At 32.9% G+C, this 25,279-nt stretch carries 28 protein-coding genes and 1 tRNA gene; 18 read left to right on the forward strand and 11 right to left on the reverse strand.

Annotated features, from left to right (window positions below):
* Positions 1 to 5 precede the first annotated feature (5 nt).
* A complete protein-coding gene (locus FEF17_RS07150) occupies positions 6 to 680 on the forward strand; it encodes a DNA-binding response regulator (protein ID WP_139001661.1) in 675 nt (224 codons plus the stop codon).
* 280 nt (positions 681 to 960) lie between these two features.
* Here FEF17_RS07150 and FEF17_RS07155 read toward each other — a convergent pair whose 3' ends face one another.
* On the reverse strand, positions 961 to 1,437 hold the full coding sequence (locus FEF17_RS07155; RefSeq protein WP_139001662.1) for a DUF456 domain-containing protein: 477 nt from the start codon (positions 1,435 to 1,437) through the stop codon (positions 961 to 963).
* A 117-nt stretch (positions 1,438 to 1,554) separates the two neighbouring features.
* Between FEF17_RS07155 and FEF17_RS07160 the strand changes: the two genes are divergently transcribed.
* Positions 1,555 to 2,031, forward strand: a complete 477-nt coding sequence (locus FEF17_RS07160) for an energy transducer TonB (RefSeq protein WP_139001663.1) — start codon at positions 1,555 to 1,557, stop codon at positions 2,029 to 2,031.
* 7 nt (positions 2,032 to 2,038) lie between these two features.
* On the opposite strand, the gene FEF17_RS07165 is transcribed toward FEF17_RS07160, so the two are convergent.
* The 4 genes from FEF17_RS07165 to FEF17_RS07180 form a co-directional block, all read right to left on the reverse strand.
* The gene (locus tag FEF17_RS07165; RefSeq protein ID WP_139001664.1) at positions 2,039 to 2,773 is read right to left on the reverse strand and encodes a Bax inhibitor-1/YccA family protein; all 735 of its coding nucleotides are present in this window, start codon (positions 2,771 to 2,773) and stop codon (positions 2,039 to 2,041) included.
* A complete protein-coding gene (locus FEF17_RS07170; RefSeq protein ID WP_139001665.1) occupies positions 2,773 to 3,642 on the reverse strand; it encodes a hypothetical protein in 870 nt (289 codons plus the stop codon). Before FEF17_RS07170 ends, FEF17_RS07165 begins: the two co-directional genes overlap by 1 nt.
* 52 nt (positions 3,643 to 3,694) lie before the next feature.
* A complete protein-coding gene (locus FEF17_RS07175) occupies positions 3,695 to 4,741 on the reverse strand; it encodes a glycosyltransferase (RefSeq protein WP_246046801.1) in 1,047 nt (348 codons plus the stop codon).
* 86 nt (positions 4,742 to 4,827) lie between these two features.
* On the reverse strand, positions 4,828 to 5,802 hold the full coding sequence (locus FEF17_RS07180; protein ID WP_139001667.1) for a lysylphosphatidylglycerol synthase domain-containing protein: 975 nt from the start codon (positions 5,800 to 5,802) through the stop codon (positions 4,828 to 4,830).
* Positions 5,803 to 5,835: 33 nt separating this feature from the next.
* On the opposite strand from FEF17_RS07180, the gene FEF17_RS07185 reads away from it, so the two are divergent.
* The 8 genes from FEF17_RS07185 to FEF17_RS07220 all read left to right on the forward strand — a co-directional run bounded on the left by FEF17_RS07185 (position 5,836) and on the right by FEF17_RS07220 (position 11,623).
* Entirely contained in the window at positions 5,836 to 6,474 is a 639-nt protein-coding gene (locus FEF17_RS07185) for an outer membrane beta-barrel protein (protein ID WP_139001668.1), read from the forward strand.
* A 1-nt stretch (position 6,475) separates the two neighbouring features.
* Positions 6,476 to 7,027, forward strand: coding sequence for a crossover junction endodeoxyribonuclease RuvC (gene ruvC, locus FEF17_RS07190; protein ID WP_139001669.1), 552 nt, complete (start codon positions 6,476 to 6,478; stop codon positions 7,025 to 7,027).
* Between the two features lie 72 nt (positions 7,028 to 7,099).
* Positions 7,100 to 8,233 (forward strand): radical SAM family heme chaperone HemW, encoded by a 1,134-nt coding sequence (hemW, locus tag FEF17_RS07195; protein WP_139002151.1) that lies wholly within the window; start codon positions 7,100 to 7,102, stop codon positions 8,231 to 8,233.
* Complete coding sequence (locus FEF17_RS07200) at positions 8,230 to 8,976, forward strand: cyclase family protein (protein WP_139001670.1); 747 nt, start codon at positions 8,230 to 8,232, stop codon at positions 8,974 to 8,976. The genes hemW and FEF17_RS07200 overlap by 4 nt, the downstream gene beginning before the upstream one ends.
* Positions 8,977 to 8,980: 4 nt before the next feature.
* A complete protein-coding gene (locus tag FEF17_RS07205; protein ID WP_139001671.1) occupies positions 8,981 to 9,601 on the forward strand; it encodes a DUF4230 domain-containing protein in 621 nt (206 codons plus the stop codon).
* Complete coding sequence (locus tag FEF17_RS07210; RefSeq protein ID WP_139001672.1) at positions 9,591 to 9,953, forward strand: MmcQ/YjbR family DNA-binding protein; 363 nt, start codon at positions 9,591 to 9,593, stop codon at positions 9,951 to 9,953. Before FEF17_RS07205 ends, FEF17_RS07210 begins: the two co-directional genes overlap by 11 nt.
* Before the next feature lie 172 nt (positions 9,954 to 10,125).
* Positions 10,126 to 10,929: a hypothetical protein gene (locus FEF17_RS07215; RefSeq protein ID WP_139001673.1), complete on the forward strand. Its 804-nt coding sequence runs from the start codon at positions 10,126 to 10,128 to the stop codon at positions 10,927 to 10,929.
* A 115-nt stretch (positions 10,930 to 11,044) separates the two neighbouring features.
* Entirely contained in the window at positions 11,045 to 11,623 is a 579-nt protein-coding gene (locus FEF17_RS07220) for a PhnA domain-containing protein (RefSeq protein ID WP_139001674.1), read from the forward strand.
* On the opposite strand, the gene FEF17_RS07225 is transcribed toward FEF17_RS07220, so the two are convergent.
* A complete protein-coding gene (locus FEF17_RS07225; protein ID WP_344735858.1) occupies positions 11,620 to 12,471 on the reverse strand; it encodes an AraC family transcriptional regulator in 852 nt (283 codons plus the stop codon). The genes FEF17_RS07220 and FEF17_RS07225 overlap by 4 nt on opposite strands.
* Positions 12,472 to 12,611: 140 nt before the next feature.
* Between FEF17_RS07225 and FEF17_RS07230 the strand changes: the two genes are divergently transcribed.
* The 5 genes from FEF17_RS07230 to FEF17_RS07250 are packed head-to-tail and all read left to right on the forward strand — an operon-like array spanning position 12,612 to position 17,656.
* Positions 12,612 to 13,541, forward strand: coding sequence for a dihydrodipicolinate synthase family protein (locus FEF17_RS07230; protein ID WP_139001675.1), 930 nt, complete (start codon positions 12,612 to 12,614; stop codon positions 13,539 to 13,541).
* A gap of 11 nt (positions 13,542 to 13,552) precedes the next feature.
* Positions 13,553 to 13,828 (forward strand): DUF1272 domain-containing protein, encoded by a 276-nt coding sequence (locus tag FEF17_RS07235; protein WP_139001676.1) that lies wholly within the window; start codon positions 13,553 to 13,555, stop codon positions 13,826 to 13,828.
* Positions 13,815 to 15,401, forward strand: coding sequence for an aldehyde dehydrogenase (NADP(+)) (locus tag FEF17_RS07240; RefSeq protein ID WP_139001677.1), 1,587 nt, complete (start codon positions 13,815 to 13,817; stop codon positions 15,399 to 15,401). The genes FEF17_RS07235 and FEF17_RS07240 overlap by 14 nt, the downstream gene beginning before the upstream one ends.
* Positions 15,401 to 16,408, forward strand: a complete 1,008-nt coding sequence (locus FEF17_RS07245) for a 4-hydroxyproline epimerase (protein ID WP_139001678.1) — start codon at positions 15,401 to 15,403, stop codon at positions 16,406 to 16,408. The genes FEF17_RS07240 and FEF17_RS07245 overlap by 1 nt, the downstream gene beginning before the upstream one ends.
* Complete coding sequence (locus FEF17_RS07250) at positions 16,409 to 17,656, forward strand: NAD(P)/FAD-dependent oxidoreductase (protein ID WP_139001679.1); 1,248 nt, start codon at positions 16,409 to 16,411, stop codon at positions 17,654 to 17,656.
* 1 nt (position 17,657) lies between these two features.
* Here FEF17_RS07250 and FEF17_RS07255 read toward each other — a convergent pair whose 3' ends face one another.
* Both FEF17_RS07255 and FEF17_RS07260 read right to left on the reverse strand, forming a co-directional pair.
* Positions 17,658 to 18,134, reverse strand: a complete 477-nt coding sequence (locus FEF17_RS07255) for a GNAT family N-acetyltransferase (protein WP_139001680.1) — start codon at positions 18,132 to 18,134, stop codon at positions 17,658 to 17,660.
* Between the two features lie 3 nt (positions 18,135 to 18,137).
* Positions 18,138 to 18,569 carry a YybH family protein gene (locus FEF17_RS07260; protein ID WP_139001681.1) on the reverse strand — a complete coding sequence of 144 codons (432 nt, stop codon included), beginning with the start codon at positions 18,567 to 18,569 and terminating at the stop codon, positions 18,138 to 18,140.
* 216 nt (positions 18,570 to 18,785) lie between these two features.
* Between FEF17_RS07260 and FEF17_RS07265 the strand changes: the two genes are divergently transcribed.
* Complete coding sequence (locus FEF17_RS07265; protein ID WP_139001682.1) at positions 18,786 to 19,064, forward strand: STAS domain-containing protein; 279 nt, start codon at positions 18,786 to 18,788, stop codon at positions 19,062 to 19,064.
* 3 nt (positions 19,065 to 19,067) lie between these two features.
* Here FEF17_RS07265 and FEF17_RS07270 read toward each other — a convergent pair whose 3' ends face one another.
* The 3 genes from FEF17_RS07270 to FEF17_RS07280 all read right to left on the reverse strand — a co-directional run bounded on the left by FEF17_RS07270 (position 19,068) and on the right by FEF17_RS07280 (position 22,602).
* Positions 19,068 to 20,168 (reverse strand): DUF4407 domain-containing protein, encoded by a 1,101-nt coding sequence (locus FEF17_RS07270; RefSeq protein ID WP_139001683.1) that lies wholly within the window; start codon positions 20,166 to 20,168, stop codon positions 19,068 to 19,070.
* Between the two features lie 75 nt (positions 20,169 to 20,243).
* Positions 20,244 to 21,104 (reverse strand): DMT family transporter, encoded by an 861-nt coding sequence (locus tag FEF17_RS07275; RefSeq protein WP_139001684.1) that lies wholly within the window; start codon positions 21,102 to 21,104, stop codon positions 20,244 to 20,246.
* 109 nt (positions 21,105 to 21,213) lie between these two features.
* Complete coding sequence (locus tag FEF17_RS07280; protein ID WP_139001685.1) at positions 21,214 to 22,602, reverse strand: dipeptidase; 1,389 nt, start codon at positions 22,600 to 22,602, stop codon at positions 21,214 to 21,216.
* A gap of 100 nt (positions 22,603 to 22,702) precedes the next feature.
* Here FEF17_RS07280 and FEF17_RS07285 point away from each other — a divergent pair.
* Both FEF17_RS07285 and FEF17_RS07290 read left to right on the forward strand, forming a co-directional pair.
* Positions 22,703 to 22,784: transfer RNA gene (locus FEF17_RS07285), tRNA-Leu, on the forward strand.
* 164 nt (positions 22,785 to 22,948) lie between these two features.
* On the forward strand, positions 22,949 to 25,279 hold the full coding sequence (locus FEF17_RS07290) for a TolC family protein (RefSeq protein WP_139001686.1): 2,331 nt from the start codon (positions 22,949 to 22,951) through the stop codon (positions 25,277 to 25,279).

Here is a 25,279-nt window from a genome sequence, read left to right on the forward strand (position 1 = left end):
CGATTATGACCGAACATATTAAAATATTAATGATTGATGATCACCCTATGATTATTGAGGGTTATCAAAATACATTACAATTCACAAAAAGCGACAATCAAGAACTTAAAATAGATATTGCTAATAATTGTGACGAGGCTGTTGCATTTATGAATAAATCTATTGAAATTGATCTGCCTTACGATGTTTTATTTGTTGATATAAGTCTTCCTCCTTCAACAGATGGTTCTATGAGTTCTGGTGAAGATTTGGCCGAATATGCCAGAGAGGTATTACCAAAGGCAAAGGTTATTATTTTAACTATGTTTAATGAGTCTTTCAGAATCCATAATATTATTAGGAACATTGATCCAGAAGGGTTTCTCATTAAAAGTGATTTAACATCCAGTGAATTAGCCAGTGCATTTCAAGCAGTACTTTATAATCCGCCATTTTATAGTGGCACAGTTAATAGTCATATAAGAAAGACCATTACCAGCGATATAGTAATAGACGAGAAGAATAGAAAAATATTGCATCTTCTATCTCAGGGTGTGAAAACAAAAAACTTAGCCTCACATTTAGATATTTCTTTAAGTGCTGTTGAAAAAAGAAAAAAACAACTTAAAGAATTGTTTGGTGTTGAAGATGGTCAAGACGAAACATTGTTAGATGCAGCCAGAAAAAAGGGGTTTGTTTAAAAGTAGAATACCTTAAGCTATATAGAATGTTAAATTTATAATTTTAACATAATTCCTTTCAGCCGAAAGTTATTGCTATCAGTAGGAACTACCATTTAACCGTAATGCTGTTACGGTTTTGCCACATCTAAAAGTAAATATTTATACGTACTTTCATACAGTCAACACTTCAATTTAGTTAATCCCTCAAATTATTTGTTGATAATAGCAATTTACATTGGCCCCGTGGAGGTGAGAGACCCACGGGGCCCTTCTATTCTCATAGGTTATTTAAATAAGATTAAATGATAATTTTAATAAAAAGGCCTAAATAAATTACGGCAACAACAAACTTTATAAAAGTAGAAGTTAGGAATCCAATAAAGGAACCAAAAGCAGCTTTTGTAGCAGTATTTGTGTCACTATTATTGAGCAACTCACCAGCTAAGGCTCCAAAAAAAGGACCAATAATAATACCACCTGGAATAGGAGCTAATAAACCAATAATTAAACCAATTGTAGTACCAATCATGCCGTATCTAGTTCCACCAAAGCGTTTTGTGCCAATCGCTGGAATAATGTAATCTAAGAGCCAAATAAAAATGGCGATAGCAAGTGTAATTAGTAGAAATGCTTTGTTCATTGGGACTGCCTCGGTAAAATGAATAATGAAAAGACCTAGCCAACTTGTTATTGGTCCAGGTAGAATAGGTAGAAAGCTACCAATTATACCTAAAATCATAAAAAGGCTTGCAACTATTGTTAGAAATATGTCCATATACATTTTTAATTCATTAATATTTGACGAAGGATTTATGTCTTTGTTACAAATAGAATAAGTGAAAATTATCAAGTATTGGAATAATATTGTATTTTTCCCTTATAGTTATAATTCATGAAGAAAATAAGCGTTTTATTGTGTGTTTTAATACTCAGTTCCTGCGAATATTTCAATGTAAAAAAAACATCTTCAGAAGCTATTTTAAAAGAGGAGTTGCAAACCTTTAATTGGAATGAGGTAGATGCTTATCCTAGTTTTTCAGATTGTGATTCATCACTTACAAAACTAGCTGGAAAGCTCTGTTTCGAACGCGTATTAAGAAGGCATATTATGACTAGTTTGCAACAAGAAATCATCATAGTAACTCAGGATATTCGGGATACAATATATCTTGAATTTCTGCTCTCAGAAAAAGGAGATTTAACTTTGCAAAAAGTAGAAGTAGATTCACTAACCGTAGCAGAGATACCTAGTATAAAAGAGTTACTCAATAATAGTTTGGATTCACTGCCTAAAATATTTCCAGCAACTAAAAGAGGTCAACAGGTAAAAACAGAGTTTAAGTTACCGATAATCATTAATGTGAAGTGATTATATTTTAAAACCGAATGGCTAACTTCTTCATGAGCCTTAACACTTCAACATATAACCAAACTAAGGAAACTAAAAGCCCCCAAGTGGCTAACCATTCTTTATATTTTGGAGATTTATTTTTATGTCTTTCAATAAAATCAAAATCCAATAACAAGGATAAAGATGCAAAAATAGCAGCAAGAATATTAAAAATTATTGCTGGCCATGATATTCCCCAAATAAAGACTTTGATTCCGAAAAAACTTAAAATCCATGAAATAATATAAATCATGAAAATACTGGTAGCAGCAGTTATTATAATGCTTCTAAGCTTTTTTGTAACTACAATTATTCTGGTTTGATATAATAAGAGCATAATAACAAAAGTAACTATGGTAATACCTATCGCTTGATAAGGAAAATTCGGAAATTTGGCATGAGCATAAGCCGATATACTACCAAGAAAAAAGCCTTTCGCTATAGCATAAAGTGGCACCAAAATATGAGCCCAATGCTGTCTAACCGAAATCACAATGCTTATTATTATAGCAGCTAATAAACCACCCATAGAGTACCACTTAATTTCAATACCATCTTTATAAAGTTTCCAAATACCTATAGAAATAATTATAATAATAGTAATAGAAGCAAATGATTTAAGAAGGATGCCAGTAACAGACATTGTACTTGAATCACTATTGTCGTTATTAAAAAAGTAGCTATTAAAAGCAGGATTAGACGTTTTTGGAAACATATTCATTATAAGTTGAACTTGTACCCAGCTGCAAAATTTATTGGAAAATTATCGCTATTTCCAACAAATATGGAAAACAGTTCGTTGTATATTAAAGATAAATAGCTTGAGTCTGATATTTTTATATCGCTACCTATTCCAAAAATAAAAGGAACTCTAAAAGCATTACTTTTTATGTCCATATCACTACCATTTACCATCATTGTAGTTCTGGAAATGGTATATGTAGCAAACTGTGAATTTACATAAATATTAAACTTAGGTTTATTAATAAATCGATAACGATATCCTAAGGCTAGGACCGTAGAAACATATTTAAAATCATCACTTTCTAAGGCATGTTCAATACTAAAAAAACCAGATTGTCTGGGTAACTCCTTCTTCTCAAAAGCTTCTAATTCTGCAGTAAAATATGGGACTTTAGTATTGTTGGCATTATCAATAAAAGGGTGATTCGTAATACCTCCAAAAATACCAATACGAACTTGAGTTTTTACTTTATCATCGGTATAAGCATATCTCAAATGACCTTTTGAGTTGTAAGCTTTTATAAACTTCTTTAAGCTGTAGCGTCCAAAACCGACCTCACTAGTAGACATATTAGCATCCTTTGTGAGGTCTGCCAAAACATCTCTAAACTCGTTGAAATATGTCTTGTCCTCATCCTTTGTGTTTACCAATTCATGTAAAGTGTTATTACTATCTCTAACGAAAAACCGATAACTTTTATCTTTTTTCATCGAAAGTAAATCTAAATTGCCATCTACCTCCAATTCTAAATTTAAAGTTTCACCATTAAAAGCAACACGTTCTTGACCAAAAAGAATTGAGGAATTAAATATGAAGATTAGCAGTAATAGGAAAAGTCTTTTCATGCTATTTTAAGTTTGGGTATCTGTAAATCTACTAAAAATAAATGATATGGACTTATTTATTAAAGGTTCTATTTTTCCATTTGAAATTCAAAAATAGTGACGCAATAGCAACATAGACACTGAAAAAAGGATATATAAAAAAGCTAAAAATGAAACTTTTTAATACTTCTTTTTGATTAAAGAATGATTCTGATTTATAGATTAAAAAGAAGTCAATATTAAATTTGATTATTAAAATATAAAGAAAAGATTTTACACTAAAGTTGTTAGATAAAACCAAGAATAAGTTTAACACCAGGAGAAAATTAAACAAGAGCACAATTCCTCCGGTGAGTTTACTAAACCAGTTTTTACTGGCTTTCGATTTAGAGACCCAACGGATACGTTGGTTAATAAGATTGGACCAATTAGATTGAGCTTTGGTCGCCACAATACTTTGCTCATTTTTTAAATATTTGGTTTGCTTTGGGTATTGTTTTAAAGCTTTTTCAAGCAGAAAAATGTCATCACCGCTAGCTACATTGTTGTTGCCTTCAAAACCATTTAATTCATGAAATAGGTCCTTAGAATAACCAAAATTAGCACCATTGCAGAGAAAGGGTTTTTCTATTCCAAAACCACCTATTGTAGCACCTTGAAGACTTAAAAAATCAAGCATTTGAAAATTATTTACAAAGCTATTTTCTTTAATAACTTTAACTGGAGCCACTATACATTTACAATTCGTACTTTGTATAAATTCGTCATAACTGTCAAGCCAATATTTTGGTAATATGCAATCTGCATCGGTTGTAATTATCCAATCATTTTTCGAAAGCTTTACAGCAGTGGTGATGGCATCTTTTTTTGGCGATTTTGAATACCTATCATTTTTAGTGACGGTAATATCAATACTTTTCTTTGATTGATTAGATTGTATAAATTTTTCAATAATCTTTACCGAATCATCATCAGAATCGTCATCAACTAGAATAATTTCGTATGAGCCCTTTGTGTATTTTAGTTCAAAAATAGATTGTAATAATAAATTCAAGTTATCAGCTTCATTTCTAAAAGGAATAATTACTGAAAATTTAGTTTTTGCAGCAATGTCTTTCAAATAAAAAGTTTTGACTTTATTAAAACCATAGACAAAACTTCCAATAATGAGGAGATATAAAATTGTAATTATAAGATTTAAAATAATCATGTAGATGAATGGTCTTTTGGGAGATTAAATTTTAGCACGTAATAGCTACCTACTATACTCGGAAAGACAAAATTAAAAAGCCACATGAGGGTAACAATACATAGAATGGTTAATTCATTAATTTCTAATAAAGAAAAAATATAGACAGCAACACTGCCTTTTACCAAAACATCTAGAATAAAAATTGAAGGAACAATTGAAGCGAGCAAATACATAGTCGAAATAGCTATCATACAATCATAGTAAGCTATATCAACTTGGAACATGCGCATTAACACAAAGAATTGAAATGAAAAAATGATATATCTAATAAACGAAAAAGCAAATGCAATACGTAGATTTCTTTGTGGCAATTTTTGAAAATGATTTTTTATTTTTTGTAACGAATAGCCTCGAATTGAAAAAGTGCTGTTTTTTGTAAAAAAATATAAAAGCGCTCCGGTGATAATGATAATTATTGCTAAAAGATTGAAGTTATAGCGTCTTAAGTGTAACTCATTATTAGAAACAAAAAGCAATAAACCCATAATACCAAAAATTAAGGTAACACCCATTTGCATCATATTACCAACTAGGTTTAGTAGGAGTATGTCTTTTCTTAAATCACCAATATAATACATGGCTTTTGCTCCATACTCTCCTATTCTGTTAGGTGTAAATAAGGAAGCGGTTAATGAAGCCAAACTTTGTTCAAGCGCCTCCTTATAAGATATTTTTTTTAAAATAGATACTAAAATTTGCCATTTTAAAATTTCAAAAAACCAATTAAAAGTAGACAGAAATAGCAAAAAAGCGAGATTTTTAAATAAAAAAAGTTCTTTTTTAGTCAAAAACAGAATAAAACTAAAAAAATCTAATTGCGAATTATTTTTAAGCTTGTGGTATATAAAATAAAAAGCACACACCACGATGCTTAATTTAATAAGTACAAAAAAGAATTGTTTAGATTTGTAATGTATCGCAATTTGCATATCGTAGATGCAAATTAAACCAATAATAATGTTATGACCTCAAGTTTTAAAATCTATAAACCTACAATTGTTGTATTAGCTGTTTTTCTAGTTGGGGTTTTTAGTTTTTCTCAAAGTGATACAAGTACGTTTAAAGCTCAGGTGGCGTTGGGCGTTAATAGTCCGTCGACTGGTGGTTTTGTTACTGGTTTTGAAGGTAAATCTTTGAATTTTCCAACGGTAAACCTAGGGTTGCAATATATGTTTAAACGGAATTTAGGCATTAAATTAGATTATGGATTTAATCGAATTTCTAATGAAAGTGGTACTCCAGATTTTAAAGTGAATTATTCTCGCATCAACGCTCAATTAGTTTATGATACATCGCGTATTTTGAGTTTTTTTCCTCCAAGAGTTGGAACTTTTATACATGCTGGACCTGGTTTTTCAATGATAAAACCCTTGGGCGATTATGGTGAAAATGATGAATCGTTTTTAAATATGATGGCTGGTATGGAGTTTCATTATGGCGTGTCCGATAAGTTATCAATATATTTAGATATGTCTTATATACATTCATTTTCAAGAGATTTTGATCCAGTGACTAATGGTTTTGGGTCGTTTAATGGAAGTCTTTTAACGGTTACAATTGGTGCTTCTATTTCATTGAGTGGTTGTTATTATTGTGAATAATATGAGTAAAGAACGAATTATTTTAGGCATTGACCCTGGAACCACAATTATGGGATTCGGTCTCATAAAAGTTAATGGTAAATCCATGCAATTCATGCAACTTAATGAACTCGATTTAAAAAAGTATAGCGATCATTATTTAAAGCTTAAACTAATTTTCGAGAGAACTGTTGAGCTTATCGATACACATCATCCAGATGAAATTGCGATTGAAGCCCCATTTTTTGGTAAAAATGTTCAGAGTATGCTTAAACTTGGTCGTGCTCAAGGCGTAGCAATGGCTGCTGGATTAAGCAGACAGATACCTATCACAGAATATCTTCCGAAAAAAATAAAAATGGCCATCACGGGAAATGGAAATGCAAGTAAGGAGCAGGTCGCTAAAATGCTTCAAAGCTTACTAGGTTTAAAAACACTACCAAAAAACTTGGATGCCACAGATGGTTTAGCGGCAGCAGTTTGTCATTTTTATAATTCAGGGAGGATTGAAGTTGGTAAAAGTTACTCGGGGTGGAGTGCGTTTGTGAAGCAGAACCCAAATAAACTTGGTTGATTTGTTAGTCGTTTAGTTGTTTATTTGTTATTCCGCATTCGATGCGAATTCATATACATTAAATTTTTAGTTATCGCAGGCATTTATATCCACATACCATTTTGCAAACAGGCTTGCCACTATTGCGATTTTCATTTTTCAACATCATTAAAGAAAAAGGATGATCTCATTCAATGTTTAGTTAAGGAGCTAAGACTGCGAAAAAATGAATTAGGAAATGAAGTAATTGAAACTATCTATTTTGGTGGCGGTACGCCATCACTTTTAGATAGAGATGAGTTAAGTCTTTTAATCGATGCTGTTTATAAGTTTTATATAGTATCAGAACACCCCGAAATTACTCTTGAAGCTAACCCCGATGATTTATCAGTTAAACAAATAAATGAATTAAAAACTACACAAGTAAATAGGTTAAGTATAGGTATTCAATCTTTTTTTGAACGAGATTTAAAGCTCATGAATCGCGCTCATAGTCAAAAGGAAGCAAAAGCTAGTTTATCTCTAGCAACTCAATATTTTGATAACATATCTCTAGATTTAATATATGGTATTCCAGGACTTAGTAATGAAGAATGGATAGAAAATATTGAAATAGCCTTATCATACAATGTGCCTCATATTTCATGCTACGCTTTAACAGTAGAACCGAAAACGGCCTTAGAATCATTTATAAAAAAGGGGATAATTGATGATGTGGACGATGATTTGGCACAAGAGCAATTTTATATACTCGTTGAAAAATTAGAAGCTTCAGGATTTGTTAATTACGAGTTGTCAAACTTTGGAATACCTAAATACATTAGTAAAAACAATTCCGCTTATTGGCTAGGGAAGCCATATTTGGGCATAGGGCCTTCGGCACATTCTTTTAATGGTGACCAGAGGAGTTGGAACGTGTCAAACAATACGAAGTACATTAAAAGCATTCAAAAGAATGAGTTGCCAGTAGAAAGAGAGGTTCTAACGATAACGGATAAATTCAATGAATATGTGATGACTGGTTTGCGAACTATTTGGGGCGTTTCTCTAAAAGGGGTGGAGCTTAGTTTTGGTAATAATTATAAAAAGTATCTTTTACAACAATCAGAAATTTACATTAAGCAACATTTATTGTATATTGAAGATGACAAATTATTAACCACAAAAAAAGGGAAATTTTTAAGTGATGGTATCGCTTCAAACCTTTTTAAAATTAATTTATCTTGATTGCAACCATACAATATAATTCCAGAAAACTTCAAATAGACTTATCAAAACCACTTGATATTTCCATGCCGCTTATTTCATCAAAAAAAAACGTAAACGCATGGTATATTGATGAACCTAAAATAGAACCTTTTAAGGATGGTGAATGGATTGCAGCAGTTAGTGAAGGTGCAGATATAAATTTTAATAATATTCAATTTAATCCACATGCACATGGGACCCATACCGAATGTGTTGGACATATAACTCAAGAAGTACACTCTATAAATAAAAATCTTAAAACCTTCTTTTTTCTTGCAGAGGTAATTACAGTTGCCCCAGAAAATTATTTAAAAGATAAAGTTATTTCAAAAAAGCAGTTACAATTTGCTTTGGGTAATAAAAAACGAGATGCGGTTATCTTAAGAACTATACCGAATACAAGAGAGAAATTATCAAGGCAATATTCGAATACAAACTGGCCGTATTTAAAAGAAGATGCTGTAAAATTTCTAGTTAGTAAAGGGATTAAGCATTTGCTAATAGATTTGCCTAGTATTGATAAAGAAAAAGATGGAGGAGAACTTCTTGGTCATAATGCTTTTTGGAATACCAATGGAAAGTTACGAATGGATGCCACAATTACAGAATTAATTTATGTGTCAAATAAAATTGACGATGGTGAGTATTTTTTAAATTTACAGATAGCACCATTTGAGAATGATGCATCACCAAGTAAGCCAGTTTTGTATAAAGTTATTTAGTAGAATGGAAGTTTTTTTAGCTGTGGTTATAACAATTTTAGTAACACTAGCAGTGGTTACGTTATTAAAATCAATCAGAGAAAAACAGTTGGTTAATGCACAATCTATTATTCTTTTAGACAAAATAAAAAAGGTATGTAAGTTTATTACGGTTGAAGGAGATTTTGCAGAAATTTATCATTACGAAGATGTTAAACAACGATTTTTAAAGCTTATTTCGAGTAAGAAGAAAGCACTTGTTGTTATTAATGCCAAAGCCCATGTAGGTTATGATTTATCAAAAATAGACTTACTGGCAGATACAGATAAAAAGAAAATAATATTAAAACATTTTCCTCAACCAGAGGTTTTGTCGATAGAGACCAACCTAAATTATTATGATAAAACCGATGGTTATTTCAATAAGTTTGAAGCAAATGATTTAACAGGATTACATAATGAATCCAAACAGCATATTCAAGATAAAATTCCAGAAAGCGGATTGATTCAAGTAGCCGAAAATGAGGCTTTAGAAACTATTTTACTTATTGAGACCATAGTTGAAACTATAGGCTGGAAATTGGATTATTCAGCCTTGGAAATAGGAAGTTCCGAAACCAAAAAACTCAATCTAAATGGATATTGAACAAATCCGTGAATATTGTTTGAGTAAAAATAAAGCAACAGAAAGTTTTCCATTTGACGAAGACACACTTGTTTTTAAGGTGCTAACCAAAATGTTTTTACTGGCACCGCTCAAGTCTTGGGATAAAGGTGAAGCTAACATAATGTTAAAGTGCGACCCAATTTACACCGAAGAACTTCGTAGTCAATATAACAGTATTTATGCAGGACCTTATATTCGTAATAAGCATTGGAATACCATAAATATTTATGAAGGTGAACTCACGACAAAATTCATTAAAGAATTAATAGATCATTCTTATGATATGGTTGTAAAAGGTATGACTAAGAAGATGAGAAAATCTTTACTCTAAGCGCCTTTTAAAAAAATACCGAAAAATTATTGTATATTTAAATCTCCTAATAAAGAAGAATTTTTTAATAGCGCGTAAAAATTCAACCCCATAATTTTACATTTTTGTTGCCCCTAATCTTAAAGAAGTATTGACTAATTTAAATATATTAACTTTAATTTTTAAAAACATTATGAAAACAACCAACCAATTTTTTACCGCTATCTTAGTATTACTCTTTTTATTAAGTCCAAGTGCTATTTTTGCTCAAGATGAAGAAGCTCCAAAAAGGCCAGAATACGTTACAGTAACCAAATCGTATTGGAGCAAGAATTATGAAGGATCTCCAGAAGAATGGAGAGCAACAGAGAAGGAATATATGGACAAGGTTACTAGCAAGAATGAGTATGTTGTTGGTGGATGGTATTATACCCATTTACTAACTGAGAACAGTAATGAAGTGCTTTATGTCCAAACATACCCTAATTGGGAAGCACTAGATAAAGCAGCAGCTAGAAATAGCGAATTAGAAAAAGAAGCATGGCCAGATGAAGAAGAGAGAAAAGCTTTTTTAGAGAAATTGAATTCTGCTTATTCAATGTTTCATTCAGACGAAATTTATGCTACTTTACCAGGGGCTAAGATTTTACCAGCAGCCCCAGAAGGAGATATGGTTTTATATATGCGCCAAAATAAATTAGCATATCCAGAGGATGGATCAATGGAAGAATTTAATGCACTTCGTGCAAAAATTCTAGAAAATGTTATAAATAAAAACGAATATATTAAAGGCTATTACCCAAGTATGCACGCTTGGGGATCGGATAGGAGAGATTTTAATGAAGGTATTTTAATTGATTCTTTAGACGATTTAGGTAAAATGTTTGATAGAAACATTGAGTTAATGAAAGAGGCCTTAACCGAAGAAGAAGGTAAAGCTTTAGGAAAGTACTTTAAGGGACACGGAGATTATGTATACACTGCTGTGAAACTTTAATTAAAATAAGTTTTTTAAAAAGGGTGCCAAAAGGCACCCTTTTTTATTTGTCTAAATTCACGCTTGTAGAACCTGCTATTTAACTGTAATATTGCAAAGTTAAAACCACATAATCATGAGTGTATTACAAACATTAAAAGACAGAAGCAATAATACCTGCGAATTATGTTCTTCAACCGAAAATTTAAAGCAATATACTATCCCACCTTCGTTAAACGAAAATGTGGCTAACGATATTTTAGCATGCAGCACTTGTTTTGATCAAATAAATGGTGACCTAGAAATGAATCCAAATCACTGGCGCTGTCTAAACGAAAGTATGTGGAGTGAGCATCTGGCAGTACAAATTATGGCATGGAGAATGTTGCAAAGGCTTCGTAACGAAGAGTGGCCAAAAGATTTATTAGACATGATGTATCTTAATGATGAAGCACTTGTTCTCGCCAGAGCCACAGGTGAACATGAAGATGAATCTGCTAAAATAATTCACAAAGATTCTAATGGTGTGGTTTTAAATGCTGGCGATTCAGTAGTTCTTATAAAAGATTTAAAAGTAAAAGGATCGAGTATGATTGCTAAACAAGGAACGGCAGTTAGAAATATTCGTTTAGATCACGAAAATGATAAATATATTGAAGGTAAAGTGGGGTCTCAACAAATCGTTATAATTACCGATTACGTAAAAAAAACTTAATAAGCTCGTTTTCTAAATTCAGAAGGGTTTACATGTTTTATTCTTTTAAATTGTCTGTTGAAATTAGACATATTGTTAAATCCCACCTGTTCTGCAATATTTATTATTGATAGCTCTTTATCGGATAATAAAATTTTACAAGCATATTCAATTCTTAATTCGTTTAAAAACTGAATATAAGTTTTATTTGTTCGTTTTTTAAAATACTTACAGAAAGCATTTTTAGTCATGTTGGCAACTCTTGCAATGCTATCAAGCGAAATATCTTCCGTAAACGTATTTATGGTATACTCGAAAACATTCCGAATACGTTGCCCTTCATTGTTTGAATATTTCTTATCGTATATAAAAGCCGAAAGGCTTTTGTAATTGGCTTTGGATCCAATTTTCATGAGCTTTAGAAGTATTAAAAAACGTTCAAATTTACTTGAAGTTTCTAGCTTAAGGAATAAGTCTTTGGCTTGATTTTCCTTCGAAGTGAGCCGAAAGCCATATTTGGCACGTTTAAAAAAAGCGTGTAATCCCTTTAACTCTTGTAATGTAAAAAATACATCGCCAAAAGAAGATTCAGTAAAAAATAATGTAAGCATGTGTGATGAATTAGAAGCGCTCTCATCACTTTTAAATACATGCGGAATATGACTTCCAATAACAATTACATCTCCTTTTGAATAATAATTTATGGAATCTCCAACAATTAAAGTGCCTTCACCTTCTAAAATTAGGCTAATTTGAATTTCTTCGTGTTGGTGTAGCTTATCGTATAATGCAGGGCCCTGATCTACTTGAAATATAAGGGCGTCATCTTCTGGCTTCACAATTTTAAATGGTAATACTTTCAGTGACATTAAAATAATGATACATAAATAATATTCATTAAATATAGTATAAAAAATATTTTGGATAAAATAGTATTTATATTGAATAATAAAATACAATTCGATTACTTTAAACAAGGTTAATTTTATTCAATAAAAAATAAGTATTTATGAGTATAAAATGGAAAGGCGTGATGCCTGCAATTACAACGCCGTTCACTGCGAATGATGAATTGGATTTAGATTTGTTTAAGGTGAATATTAACGCACAATTAGATGCTGGTGTTCACGGTTTAGTTTTAGGCGGAACGTTAGGAGAAGCAAGTACGTTAACAAGAGAAGAGGGTCGTAAACTAACTAGAGAGGCTGTAAGAGTAGTTGATGGTAAAATCCCTGTGATTATGAATATTGCTGAGCAAACCACAAAAGCAGGAATTCATTTGGCAAAAACAGCCGAGGAAGATGGAGCGCAAGGACTTATGATGCTTCCTCCAATGCGCTATAAGGCTTCAGATGATGAGGTGGTGGCTTATTTTAAGGCTGTGGCTCAAAGCACCGCGTTGCCAATTATGATATACAACAACCCAGTAGATTATAAGCTGGAAGTAACACTAGACATGTTTGCCGAACTTCTAGAAACATGTCCAAATATTCAAGCGGTTAAAGAGTCCACAAGAGACACAACAAATATTACAAGAATAAAAAATAGGTTTGGAAATAAATTGGCCATTATGTGCGGTGTGGATACTTTAGCTCTAGAAAGTTTACTTATTGGAGCCGATGGATGGGTCGCTGGACTGGTCGATGCTTTCCCGCATGAAACTGTTGCTATTTATGAGTTACAAAGGGCGGGACGAATTGAAGAAGCACTTTCCATTTATCGTTGGTTTATGCCCTTGTTAGAGTTAGATATTAACCCTAAATTAGTTCAATACATAAAATTAGCATCAAAATATACCGAGATAGGATCAGAATATGTTAGAGCTCCAAGGTTGATACTCGAGGGTAAAGAACGTGAAGAAATTATCGCAATAATTGAACAAGGCTTAAGATCCAGACCCAAACTTCCAAATTATAAAGGTTTAGAAGTGATCGCTTAAAATAAACTGTAATGCTTGAAATAAGACCAACATGTGAAAACTGTAATAAATCATTGCCTTATAATTCTGATGAAGCTATGATTTGTTCTTTTGAATGCACATTTTGTAGAGATTGTGTTGAGACAGTTTTATTTGAAGTTTGCCCTAATTGCGATGGTGATTTTGTATCTCGTCCAATTAGACCTAAAACATTATTAGTTAAATATCCACCATCAGAAAAGGTAGTTTTTAAACCTGTGGATATTGAATCGCACTTAAAAAGAATTAAAACCAATGATAACAGGTGAAAATTATATAGGATTTCAAAAATCTTCAGAAGGAGCTATAACTTTTAAAACATTCAATCCACAATTGAATATAGAAAATGACACAGTTTTCTCTGAAGCTAATTTAAAGGAAATTAATCAGGCAGTATGTTTAGCAACAGACGCATTTAGAACATTTCAAAATACTTCTGGTACTCAAAAAGCTAAATTTTTAAATGCTATTGCAGATGAAATTTTGGAGCTAGGGGACGAACTTATTGAAACGTATTGCTCAGAAACAGGTTTACCTGAAGGAAGGGCGAAAGGAGAGCGTGGAAGAACGATTTTTCAATTGCGCTCCTTTGCTGAATTGGTCAAGGAAGGTTCTTGGGTTGAGGCAACAATCGATACCGCGATTCCAGATAGACAACCATTGCCAAAATCTGATATTCGTAAAATGATGGTACCAATAGGTCCCGTTGTGGTTTTTGGAGCTAGTAATTTCCCCTTGGCTTATTCTACGGCTGGAGGCGATACAGCTGCTGCATTAGCGGCTGGATGTCCAGTTATTGTTAAATCTCATCCCATGCATGCTGGAACCGGGGAGTTAGTCGCGTCTGCAATTATTAAAGCAGCGAAGGAAACAGGTATGCCTAATGGTGTTTTTTCGAATTTGAACAGTAGTGGTATTGATGTTGGTGTACAATTAGTGAAACACCCCGACGTAAAAGCTGTTGGGTTTACAGGAAGTATTAAGGCGGGTAGGGCACTATATGATTTGGCCTCCCATCGTAAAGAGCCCATTCCAGTATTTGCCGAAATGGGAAGTGTCAATCCGGTAGTAATACTACCTAATGCATTAAAAACCAAAGGAAATGTTTTGGCAAAAACTTATGCCAATTCGATAACCTTAGGAACTGGACAATTTTGTACAAATCCAGGTTTGCTATTAGGTATTAAAAGTGAAGTTCTAGATGATTTTATCGAAAATCTTTCAGAAGAAATAATTAAAATAGAACCATCGTGCATGCTTCATCCTAATATTATTGGGTCTTATGAAACGAACAAAGAGAATTTATTAAACCAAGACCGTTTGAATGTTGTTTCACAATATGATGCAGATGTCAATATTAATTATGCAAGACAGGCCATAGCCACAGCAAGTGGTAGTGCATTTTTAGAGAATCCTGCTTTTCACAAAGAAGTATTTGGACCTTTTTCTATCATTGTGCAATGTGAAAATGAAGAACAATTAGAGCAAGTAATTTCAAAGTTAGATGGGCAATTAACAGGGACATTAATAGCAGATAATGATGAAGCTTCCAATTACAATAAAGTTATAAGTGCCTTACAAAATAGAGTGGGGCGTATTATTTTTAATGGTGTACCAACAGGTGTTGAAGTTTGCCCATCCATGGTACATGGAGGGCCTTATCCAGCCTCAACAGATAGTCGTTTTACAGCGGTGGGTGTTAATTCTATAAAGCGTTGGGTAAGACCATTTAGTTATCAGGATTGGCCAAATAGTTTGTTGCCAGATGAACTTAAAAACGAAAACCCATTAGACATTTCAAGAACAGTAAACAATAAATTAACTAAGGACAAACTAAATTAATGCCAAAATCAACTTTCGTTTGCATTGATGCCCATACCTGTGGTAACCCTGTTAGACTAATTAAAGAAGGCGGGCCTAGGTTGATTGGCGATTCTATGAGTGAAAAACGGCAAGATTTTTTGAAACGTTTTGACTGGATTCGCAAAGGGCTTATGTTTGAACCTCGTGGGCATGACATGATGAGTGGGAGTATTTTATATCCACCACATAATCCAGAAAATGATTTTGCTGTTCTTTTTATTGAAACATCGGGTTGTCTGCCAATGTGCGGTCATGGAGCTATAGGAACAATTACAATTGCCATAGAAGAAGAATTAATTACTCCTAAAGTTTCGGGGAGAATTAAAATGGAAGCACCTGCTGGATTGGTAAACATAGAATATCATAAAACTAGAGATAAAGTAGAGTGGGTAAAGCTTACTAACGTAAAAAGTTATTTAGCTGCCGAGAATTTAACCATTGCTAGTCCAAATCTAGGAGAACTAAAATTCGATGTTGCTTACGGAGGTAATTTCTATGCAATAATAGACCCTCAAAAGAATTTTTCTGGAATTCAGGATTTTGAAGCAAATCAGTTAATTCAGTATTCAAAGTTTATTAGAGATAGAATAAACAAAAAATATCCCAGGATGTTTGTACATCCAGAAGATGAAACTATTAATGGAGTTTCTCATTTACTTTGGACAGGTAAGCCATTAGATTCAAACTCATCAGGTAGAAATGCTGTATTTTATGGTGATAAAGCAATTGATAGAAGCCCCTGTGGAACAGGAACATCGGCTAGAATGGCACAATTACATGCTAAAGGAAAGCTTAAGAAAGGAGAAGAGTTTATTCATGAAAGTTTTATTGGTAGTAAGTTTGTAGGATGTGTTGAAAATGAAGTAACTTTAGATGGGAAAGCTGCAATTATTCCCAGTATAAAAGGATGGGCAAGAATATTTGGGCATAATATAATTACAATTGATGATTATGACCCTTATGCACACGGGTTTCAAGTTATTTAAATGAGTAAAAAAGTTATAGTTATAGGAGGAGGAATTATTGGTTTATGTTCGGCCTATTATCTTAACAAAGGCGGACAACAAGTTACAATTGTAGATCAATCTAATATGGATTCAGGCGCGTCTTATGTTAATGCCGGATATTTATCACCAAGCCATATTATCCCTTTATCTGCTCCCGGAGTTATGAAAAAAGGACTCAAATGGATGTGGAATAATTCTAGTCCTTTGTATATAAAACCACGCGCCGACTTAGATTTTATTAAATGGGCTTGGGCTTTTAATAAATCTTGTAATCAAAGTCATGTTGATAAATCTATACCGGTCATAAAATCGATTTCTTTGTTGAGTCAAGAATTGTATGATGATATTAAAGAAAATGAGAAATTCAATTTTCATTACGAGAAGAAAGGATTACTAATGCTGTGTAAATCTGCACGTGCTTTGGAAGCAGAAATTCGAACATCGCAAATGGCAAATTCTGAAGGATTAGACACAGTAGTTTTAAACGAAAAAGAATTAAGAACCTTTCAACCAGATGTAGAAATTGATGCCTTAGGTGCAGTACTTTATAAGTGCGATTACCATACAACACCTGCCGAGTTTATGAAGGAAATGAAAGCCTATTTAGCAACTGCTGGTGTTGAATTTTTAAAAAATGAAAAAGTTATAGATTTAAATATATCTGGTAGAAGGGTATCATCCATTGTAACGCATAAACAAACTTTAAAAGCGGATGAATTTGTTTTGGCTACTGGATCTTGGAGTGGCTTATTGGCTAAAAAATTACGCTTAAATTTATTAATGCAAGCAGGTAAAGGATATAGAATAAATACACAAAGGGAAACAGGAATTACCGTTCCTGCCATACTAACTGAATCTAAGGTAGCAGTCACACCAATGAATGGTTTTACGCGATTTGCTGGTACTATGGAAATAGCAGGAATTAACAATAACATTAACCCAGTAAGAGTTCAAGCTATAGCTAATGCTGTTACAAAGTATTATCCAAACATTAATTTAACTAAAGAGGAAAAGGGTATGGCGGCATGTGGTTTAAGACCTCTAAGTCCAGATGGTTTACCATATATTGGAAAACCTTCCAAATGGGAAAATATAATTCTGGCTTCAGGACATGCCATGATGGGTTGGAGCATGGGAACTGCAACTGGAAAACTTGTTTCAGAAATTGCACAAGATATAAAACCATCTATGGATGTTTTGGCTTTTAACCCAGATAGAAAGTTTTAAATTATTCTCTTTGTAGATTTTTAATATCTAGCCGCATATTTATCATGTGTTTCTTAAATCCAGCTTTTTCGTAAGCCTTAATAGCTGGGAGATTATCTTGGTATACATCTAATCTTATTTCAAATACATTTTTGTTTTTGCACCATGTTAGAAGAGCATCTATAACAAGTTTATTGAGCTGTTTACCACGATGATTTTCCGATACATACATGAAACCTAAATAACCTTGTTCCGTATGTTTTAAATAGTGTCTGTCGGGTTTAATTTTTGCATAACCTGAAGCTACAATTTCGCCTTCAATTTCGGCAACATATACTTCAGAGCTTTCGTTAGTTATTAATTCTGAAATATCGTAATAAGCAATATTTCCTGATTTAATTGTCGGGTCGAAAGGTCGTTCAGCCTTTATGACACCTTGTTCAAAAGACAATAAAGTTGGTAAGTCGTTTAGTGTCGCTTTTCTAACAATGGGTGTCATAATCTAACAAGAGGTATCTGCTATAATTTTCCATACACCATTTATTTTCTTAAATATTATCATAAAAATACCATTGGCGTTACCAACATGACGCTTTAAAAAGAATTCACCCATAACATAGTAAGTGTCACTATTTATTTGAGTAAGGGCATTTATCTTAAATTCTAACTTTCCTGTATGATCTTTAGTGGGGTAGCCTTCTTTATATCTAGATAAGGTGTTTTTCCAACCATAAGTGATACCTCCAGCGCCATAGAATTTTAGAGAATCGTTTTTCCAATAGCCTTCCATAAAGGTTTCAATATCTCCATTCGACCATGCCATACGCTGAGATTCAAGAACTGCTAATATAGCTTCGGAGTCTTCTTTATAATTACTTTGCGCGCTTGCTCCTAGATAAAGGAAGGTGAAAAACAATAGGATATAAAATCTCATGATAAATTAATTAATTAAACGATTTAAAAGTAAAAAAACTTTAGATAGAATAAGCGTTTAAATGAGGTAAATAATGCAATACGATTCTTAATAACCAATTTGACTTTCCGTTTGTCGAAAAAATTCTACAAATCGAAAACTTATCATTATATTTGCTTGACAATCAAAATATTAAACTCCCTAAGTCTAATGTTTAACCTTATTTAATTATGTTATATGAATCTTAGAATTACTAGTTACGGAAACTTTTTAAAAATTAAAGGCGCTTTAAATAAACGAAATGTACATTTATTTAAGCACGAGCTTCAAAGTATTCTTGATCGAGAAAACAGTATTGTTGTTAATGTTGAAGGTCTTGAACATATTGATCGTCATGGTATAAAAGCAGTCCTAGAATTACACAAAGAATCTGTAAAAAACAGGAAAAACGTTTCTATTATAGGAAGTGGTCCTACTACTTTGTATAATAAGTTTAAGTCTGAAACAGCAGCTTAATTTCTAAAGGGCATTTTTTTGTTTCTTAAAAAAAGCATCGGCTTGAAGTTGCATGATTTCTCTTGCTTTCTTACGCTTATAATTATATAAATCCTCCTCATTTTTAATATCGCCATAAACACGGTCGTTAATGGCATAATCGGTTTCCAGTAAAGCCTCTCTTTGGTTTTTGTTTTGCATTACGTGAGTTTTTACGGCAGTCTCTTGGTCTTCAAGTTTAAAGTCGTATGCACCTTTTGGGGATAATAATTTTGCAAATATTGGCGATGTTTCAATGGCTAAAAATAATAAGAAAATAAAGAAGGATGGTAGCCAAGGAAGCTCACCTAAAGCATTAACACGTGCCATTAAACCGTCAAAGCTATTTATAATGGGTTGTGTGTTTACAACCTGAGTTTCATAATTTCCTTTTAGATTCGCTATCTCTGTTTCAGCAGCTAATATTTTGGCTTTGTTTTCCTGTTTCAAGGCTTCAAGTTCAGCTAATAGAGCATCGTGTTTTTCTCTTTTTTCTTTATAAACAGGACCTTTTCCAAGTAATTTAGTTCCAGCAGTCCCTTCTGCTTCTGAAATATAAACATCGTATAGTGTATTTACCTCTGCTTCTTTAGTCTCGATTTGTTTGTTAAGTGCAGCAATTTTGTTATTGGCTGTTTCTATACTAGGATTAAATTGTTCGGCGATTTGCTGTTTATTTGCAAGTGTTAATTCATTTTTTTGCTCAAGAAGCACTTGATTAATTTCTTTCTCAAAAATTTTAAGTTCTAAAGGTTTCGATATTACTACGGCAATAATAACGGCCAATATTATTCTTGGGGTAGCTTGTATTAATTCATCAATAACGTTCCCCGTTTTTTTTATGGTTGAGACAATATAACGGTCTAAATTAAAGATGAGTAAGCCCCATATTAAACCAAAAAATATGGCTGTGTAAAGATTGTCGAAAACTGTGTAAAGCGCATAACTAGAAGCTATAAAGGCCATTACGGCTGTAAAGAAAACGGTGGCGCCAATACCGGCATACTTGTTCTGTTCTCCAGATGAACAGGCTTTTAAAAGTTCGGTATCTGCCCCGGAGCAAATAATAAAGAATTGCTTTAGCATAATGTGATTGTTTTTTGATTGATTGACTATTAGAACGTTAAAAGCGATAATTTGTTACAAATAATGGTGCCAAATTTAGTTTTTCTTTGACCTTATACTTTCAATAATCACTGTAGCAATAATTAAAGAGCCACCAATAAAGGTGTTTAATGTTGGCACTTCATTTAGAAAAATAAAAGCAATGATAATACCAAAAATTGGTTGTATACTTCCCACAATACTTGCAGTGCTTACGTAAAAATATTTTAAACTATTAATAAAGAGAGAGTGACCAATAGCCGTTGTTACTAGAGCTAATAAAATAATATATGGGTATTGCGTTATTATGTTACTAGTATCTCTTATAACTAGAAAAGGTAATAGGATTACACTCAAAAATAAGGTTTGATACATCATAAGTGAAGTGCCGTTATAATTCTGGGCTGGGTTTTTTAGCATTAGGTTTCTAAGGGCATAGAATAATGCAGAAAGTAGACCAAATAGAATACCTTTTACTTGTGAGCTTTCAAAATTAAAATCTGGTGCGAGAATGTATATACCCAAAAGCACTATTAAAGCCAATATGATATGGATTGGATTTAATTTGTTTTTTGTAAAAAAAGGTTCTATAAGTGCTGTTATTACTGGAAAAGTAAATAACGATAGCATACCTAGAGCTACATTTGATAATTTTAGTGCATAGAAATAAGTTATCCAATGTGCGCCTAGAAAAAATGCACTTACCAAAATAGTTGTTAAATCTTTTTTCGATTGAATTTTTAAATTCAATTTCTGGTATTTACAAAAAATGAATAAAAAAATACCGCCTAAAAAACAACGCCACCAAATAATGACTTCTGTTGGCATACTAATAAATTTACCTAAAGCTCCAGATGTGCTAATTAGCAAAGTGGCTAATGTGAGTAATAAAAGTTGATTACTATGTTGGTTATTCATAGGTATTACTAATCCTTGTTAGCGATTATATTGATTAGCTTTAGGCGAGGCAGGCATCGAGCCTAAACTATTAAAGGAACGCGCGACCCTTGTGGTAACACCCAAAAGATTAACTTGATAATTGAGTAAAATATTTATAAAAATAGGGGATAGTTTCAATGCCTTTTAAATAATTCCAAACCCCAAAATGCTCGTTTGGCGAATGAATAGCGTCACTGTCTAAGCCAAAACCCATTAAAATAGTTTTGCTTTTCAATTCTTGTTCAAAAAGAGATACTATGGGAATACTACCACCACTCCGCTGAGGAATTGGAGTTTTTCCGAAAGTGTCTTGATAGGCTTTACTAGCAGCTTGATAACCAATACTATCGATAGGTGTTACATAGCCTTGCCCACCATGATGTGGCGTTACTTTTACTTTTACCCCTTTGGGGGCAATACTTTCGAAATGCGCCTTGAATAGCTGTGTAACGTCTTGCCAATCTTGATTTGGCACCAATCGCATAGAAATTTTAGCGTAGGCTTTACTTGCAATAACAGTTTTTGCGCCTTCTCCAATATAGCCTCCCCATATACCATTTACATCGAGCGTTGGTCTAATGGAGTTGCGCTCGTTGGTGGTGTAACCGGTTTCCCCATAAACAGCTTCGATATCTAAGGCGTTTTTATAATTTTCTAAATTGAAGGGTGCTTTCGCCATTTCTGCACGTTCTTCCTTAGAGAGGTCCTCAACTTTATCATAGAACCCGGGAATAGTAATATGATTGTTTTCGTCATGAAGCGAAGCAATCATTTTTGTGAGCACGTTAATAGGGTTTGCGACTGCACCACCGTATAAGCCAGAGTGTAGATCTCTATTGGGTCCTGTAACTTCAACTTCAACATAACTTAATCCGCGCAATCCTGTTGTTATGGATGGCGTTTCTTTTGCAATCATTCCAGTATCTGAAATTAGAATAACGTCATTCTTTAACTTCTCTCGGTTGTTTTTTACAAAGGTTGCGAGATTAGCACTTCCAACTTCTTCTTCGCCTTCTATCATGAATTTTACATTGCACGGTAGTTGGTTAGTTGACGTCATAAATTCCATGGCCTTCACGTGCATATACATTTGACCTTTATCATCACAAGCACCACGAGCGAAAATAGCACCATCCGGATGCTTTTCTGTTTCTTTAATTATGGGCTCAAAAGGTGGAGAATGCCATAAATCTAGAGGGTCTGGTGGTTGCACATCATAATGACCATAAACTAATACAGTTGGCAAATTAGTATCTATTTCTTTTTCACCATAAACAATTGGGTAGCCATCGGTTTCGCATACTTCTACAGTGTCACAACCTGCTTTTTCCAGACTGAATTTTACAGCTTCAGCAGTTTTTAAAACATCATTTTTATAAGCAGAGTCTGCGCTGATTGACGGTATTTTAAGCAGTTCAATAAGTTCGTTTATAAATCTGTCTTTGTGGGTTTCAATGTAGTTTTTTATGTTGTTCATGGAAGTATTTCTTAGCTATATTTCAAATGTATAAAAAAGAATAGTTTTTGAGGTTAGAAGTTTGCATTTTAAAAATGTTGTTTATATTTGCAGTCCTTTAGCGGGCGTGGTGGAATTGGTAGACACGCTAGACTTAGGATCTAGTGCCGCGAGGTGTGGGAGTTCGAGTCTCCCCGCCCGCACAAAAAGTCGGAGAGAAATCTTCGACTTTTTTCGTTTAAAAGGCTTATTTCACTATATGCTTCAATCGATAAATAACTAAAATTTAACAGTTTAAATATTAAAAAATAATTAACAAATGAATTAAAAGATAAAATTGGTATTTTTATAGAAAAACTAACCGCCTATGAAAAGAATCACCCTATTATTATGCATATTAATTTTTCAATTAAGTTTTTCTCAAAACATAACCATAGGTCTTTTAACTGATAAAAATACACCAGAAGTACAGCCACTTTTAGAGAAATTAAAAACAGAAATTCGTGCCGTTTTAGGTCAAGGTAAAACTGTAAGCTTCCAGAAGGTGCTCTCAAATAATTTTAGTTTAGATAAAGCCAAAGAAAACTATCAGTCCTTAGTTAATGGTAATGCAGATATAATTATCGCTTTTGGTGTGGTGGATAACATTGTTTTAAGCCAACAAGAAAGCTACACCAAGCCTGTTATTGTTTTCGGTTCGATTAATTCAGATTTTATAAATCTACCGCCAGAACGGAAAACTTCAGAGATAAATAACATTACATACATCATAGCACCATTATCTTACAAAAAGGACTTGGATGCCTTCAAAACAATTTACGATTATAAGAATGTTGGGGTTTTAATTGAACAATACATTATCGATGCACTACCTCTAGAAACGGTATTTGACCCATATTTTCAAAATAAAGAGAAGACGTATCGTTTAATACCATTGTCCGAGAATGGTATTATTACATCAGATTTGGAAGGTCTTGATGCAGTGTACTTAGCAGGAGGTTTTGAATTTACCGATACTCAATTTGAGAAATTAACATCGATTATTAATTCAAAAAAACTGCCGTCTTTTTCTGCAATTAGAGTAAAGGATGTTGAACGTGGTATATTAGCTACCAATCAGCCTCAGACAAATTTAAATCAGTTTTTTAGACGTATCGCATTAAACGTAGAAGCGATTACAAATGGCACTAACCCCTCAGAACTACCCTTGTTGTTAGAGTATAAAAATAAACTAACTATAAATTACAATACGGCCAAACAAATTGATTTTCCATTGCGTTACGCTATGTTAGGAACTGCCGATTTTATTGGAGGTAAGTTAGAACCAAATGCTGAAAACATGATGTCTATATTAGATATCATGAATGGTGTTCTTGATAAGAATTTAAGTCTATCTTCTAGTGAAAAGAGTGTTGAATTAAGTGGGCAGGATGTTAAAACAGCTAAAAGTGGTTATTTGCCCAATGTATCTGCTGGGGTAAGTGGGGTTTATCTTGACCCTAGAGTTGCTGAAATTTCAAATGGCGCAAATCCAGAGTTCTCAACAACTGGTAATGTCGTTTTAGAACAATTAATATATTCTGAAAGTGCTTCTGCGAATATCGATATTAGGAAAGAATTACAAAAAGCAGAACAAGCCATTTATGATACCAACGAACTTGATGCTTTATTGAATGCTTCTGTAGCTTATTTTAATGCCTTGATTTTAAAGACTAATACAAGTATTCAGAATCAGAACTTACACGTTACTAAGCGTAATTTAGAAATAGCAGAACAAAACTTTGAAGCAGGTGAATCTGGAAAATCAGATGTGTTACGTTTCAGAAGTCAATTAGCTCAAAATATGCAAAACCTTATAGAAGCTAGAAATCAATTGCAACAAGCGTTTTTCACTATTAACCAATTAATGAATGTATCGATTAATAAAGACATAGATATTCTTGATGCTGAACTTTCCGAAGGAGTTTTTAAGAATTATAAATATGATGACTTTTACAAGATTCTAGACGACCCGAAATTACAACCTACTTTAATTGAATTTCTTGTACAAGAAGCAAAAAACAACGCTCCTGAGTTAAAGAATATAGATTATAATTTAAATGTTACAAAACGAACCTATGACTTAAACGATTATGGTCGTTTTATACCAACAGTTGCTTTACAGGGACAATACAATCTGGCAATTTCTCAGTCAGGAAAAGGGTCTAATATACCATCTGCAATTCCTACAGCACCAGATGGGACTTATAATGTTGGTTTAAATATTTCGCTACCAATATTCAACCAGAACCAGAGAAATATTAATAGGCAATCTGCATTGATTCAGGAAGAGCAATTGGGCTTTGAAAGACAGAATATTGAATTAAATATTGAGAAAAATGTTAATGATGTGGTGCTAGATTTGATTAATCAAATAGCAAACATCGAAATTTCTAAAGTTTCAGAAGAAACAGCAAAAGAAAGTTTAGACCTCACACAAAATGCATATCAACAAGGCGCAGTTCCTATTATTCAGTTAATTGATGCGCAGACCAATTATTTGCAAGCGCAGTTAGCAAGGTCTACTGCTAACTATAACTATTTAATCACGTCTATGCAATTAGAACGTGCTATAGGTTACTTCTTTTTAACCCATTCTGAAGATAACAATCAAGCATTTATTCAAAAAGCCAACCAATATATTTTAAGTAAAAACTAA

This window comes from Hyunsoonleella aestuarii (assembly GCF_006148925.1).
Classification (GTDB): domain Bacteria; phylum Bacteroidota; class Bacteroidia; order Flavobacteriales; family Flavobacteriaceae; genus Algibacter_D; species Algibacter_D aestuarii.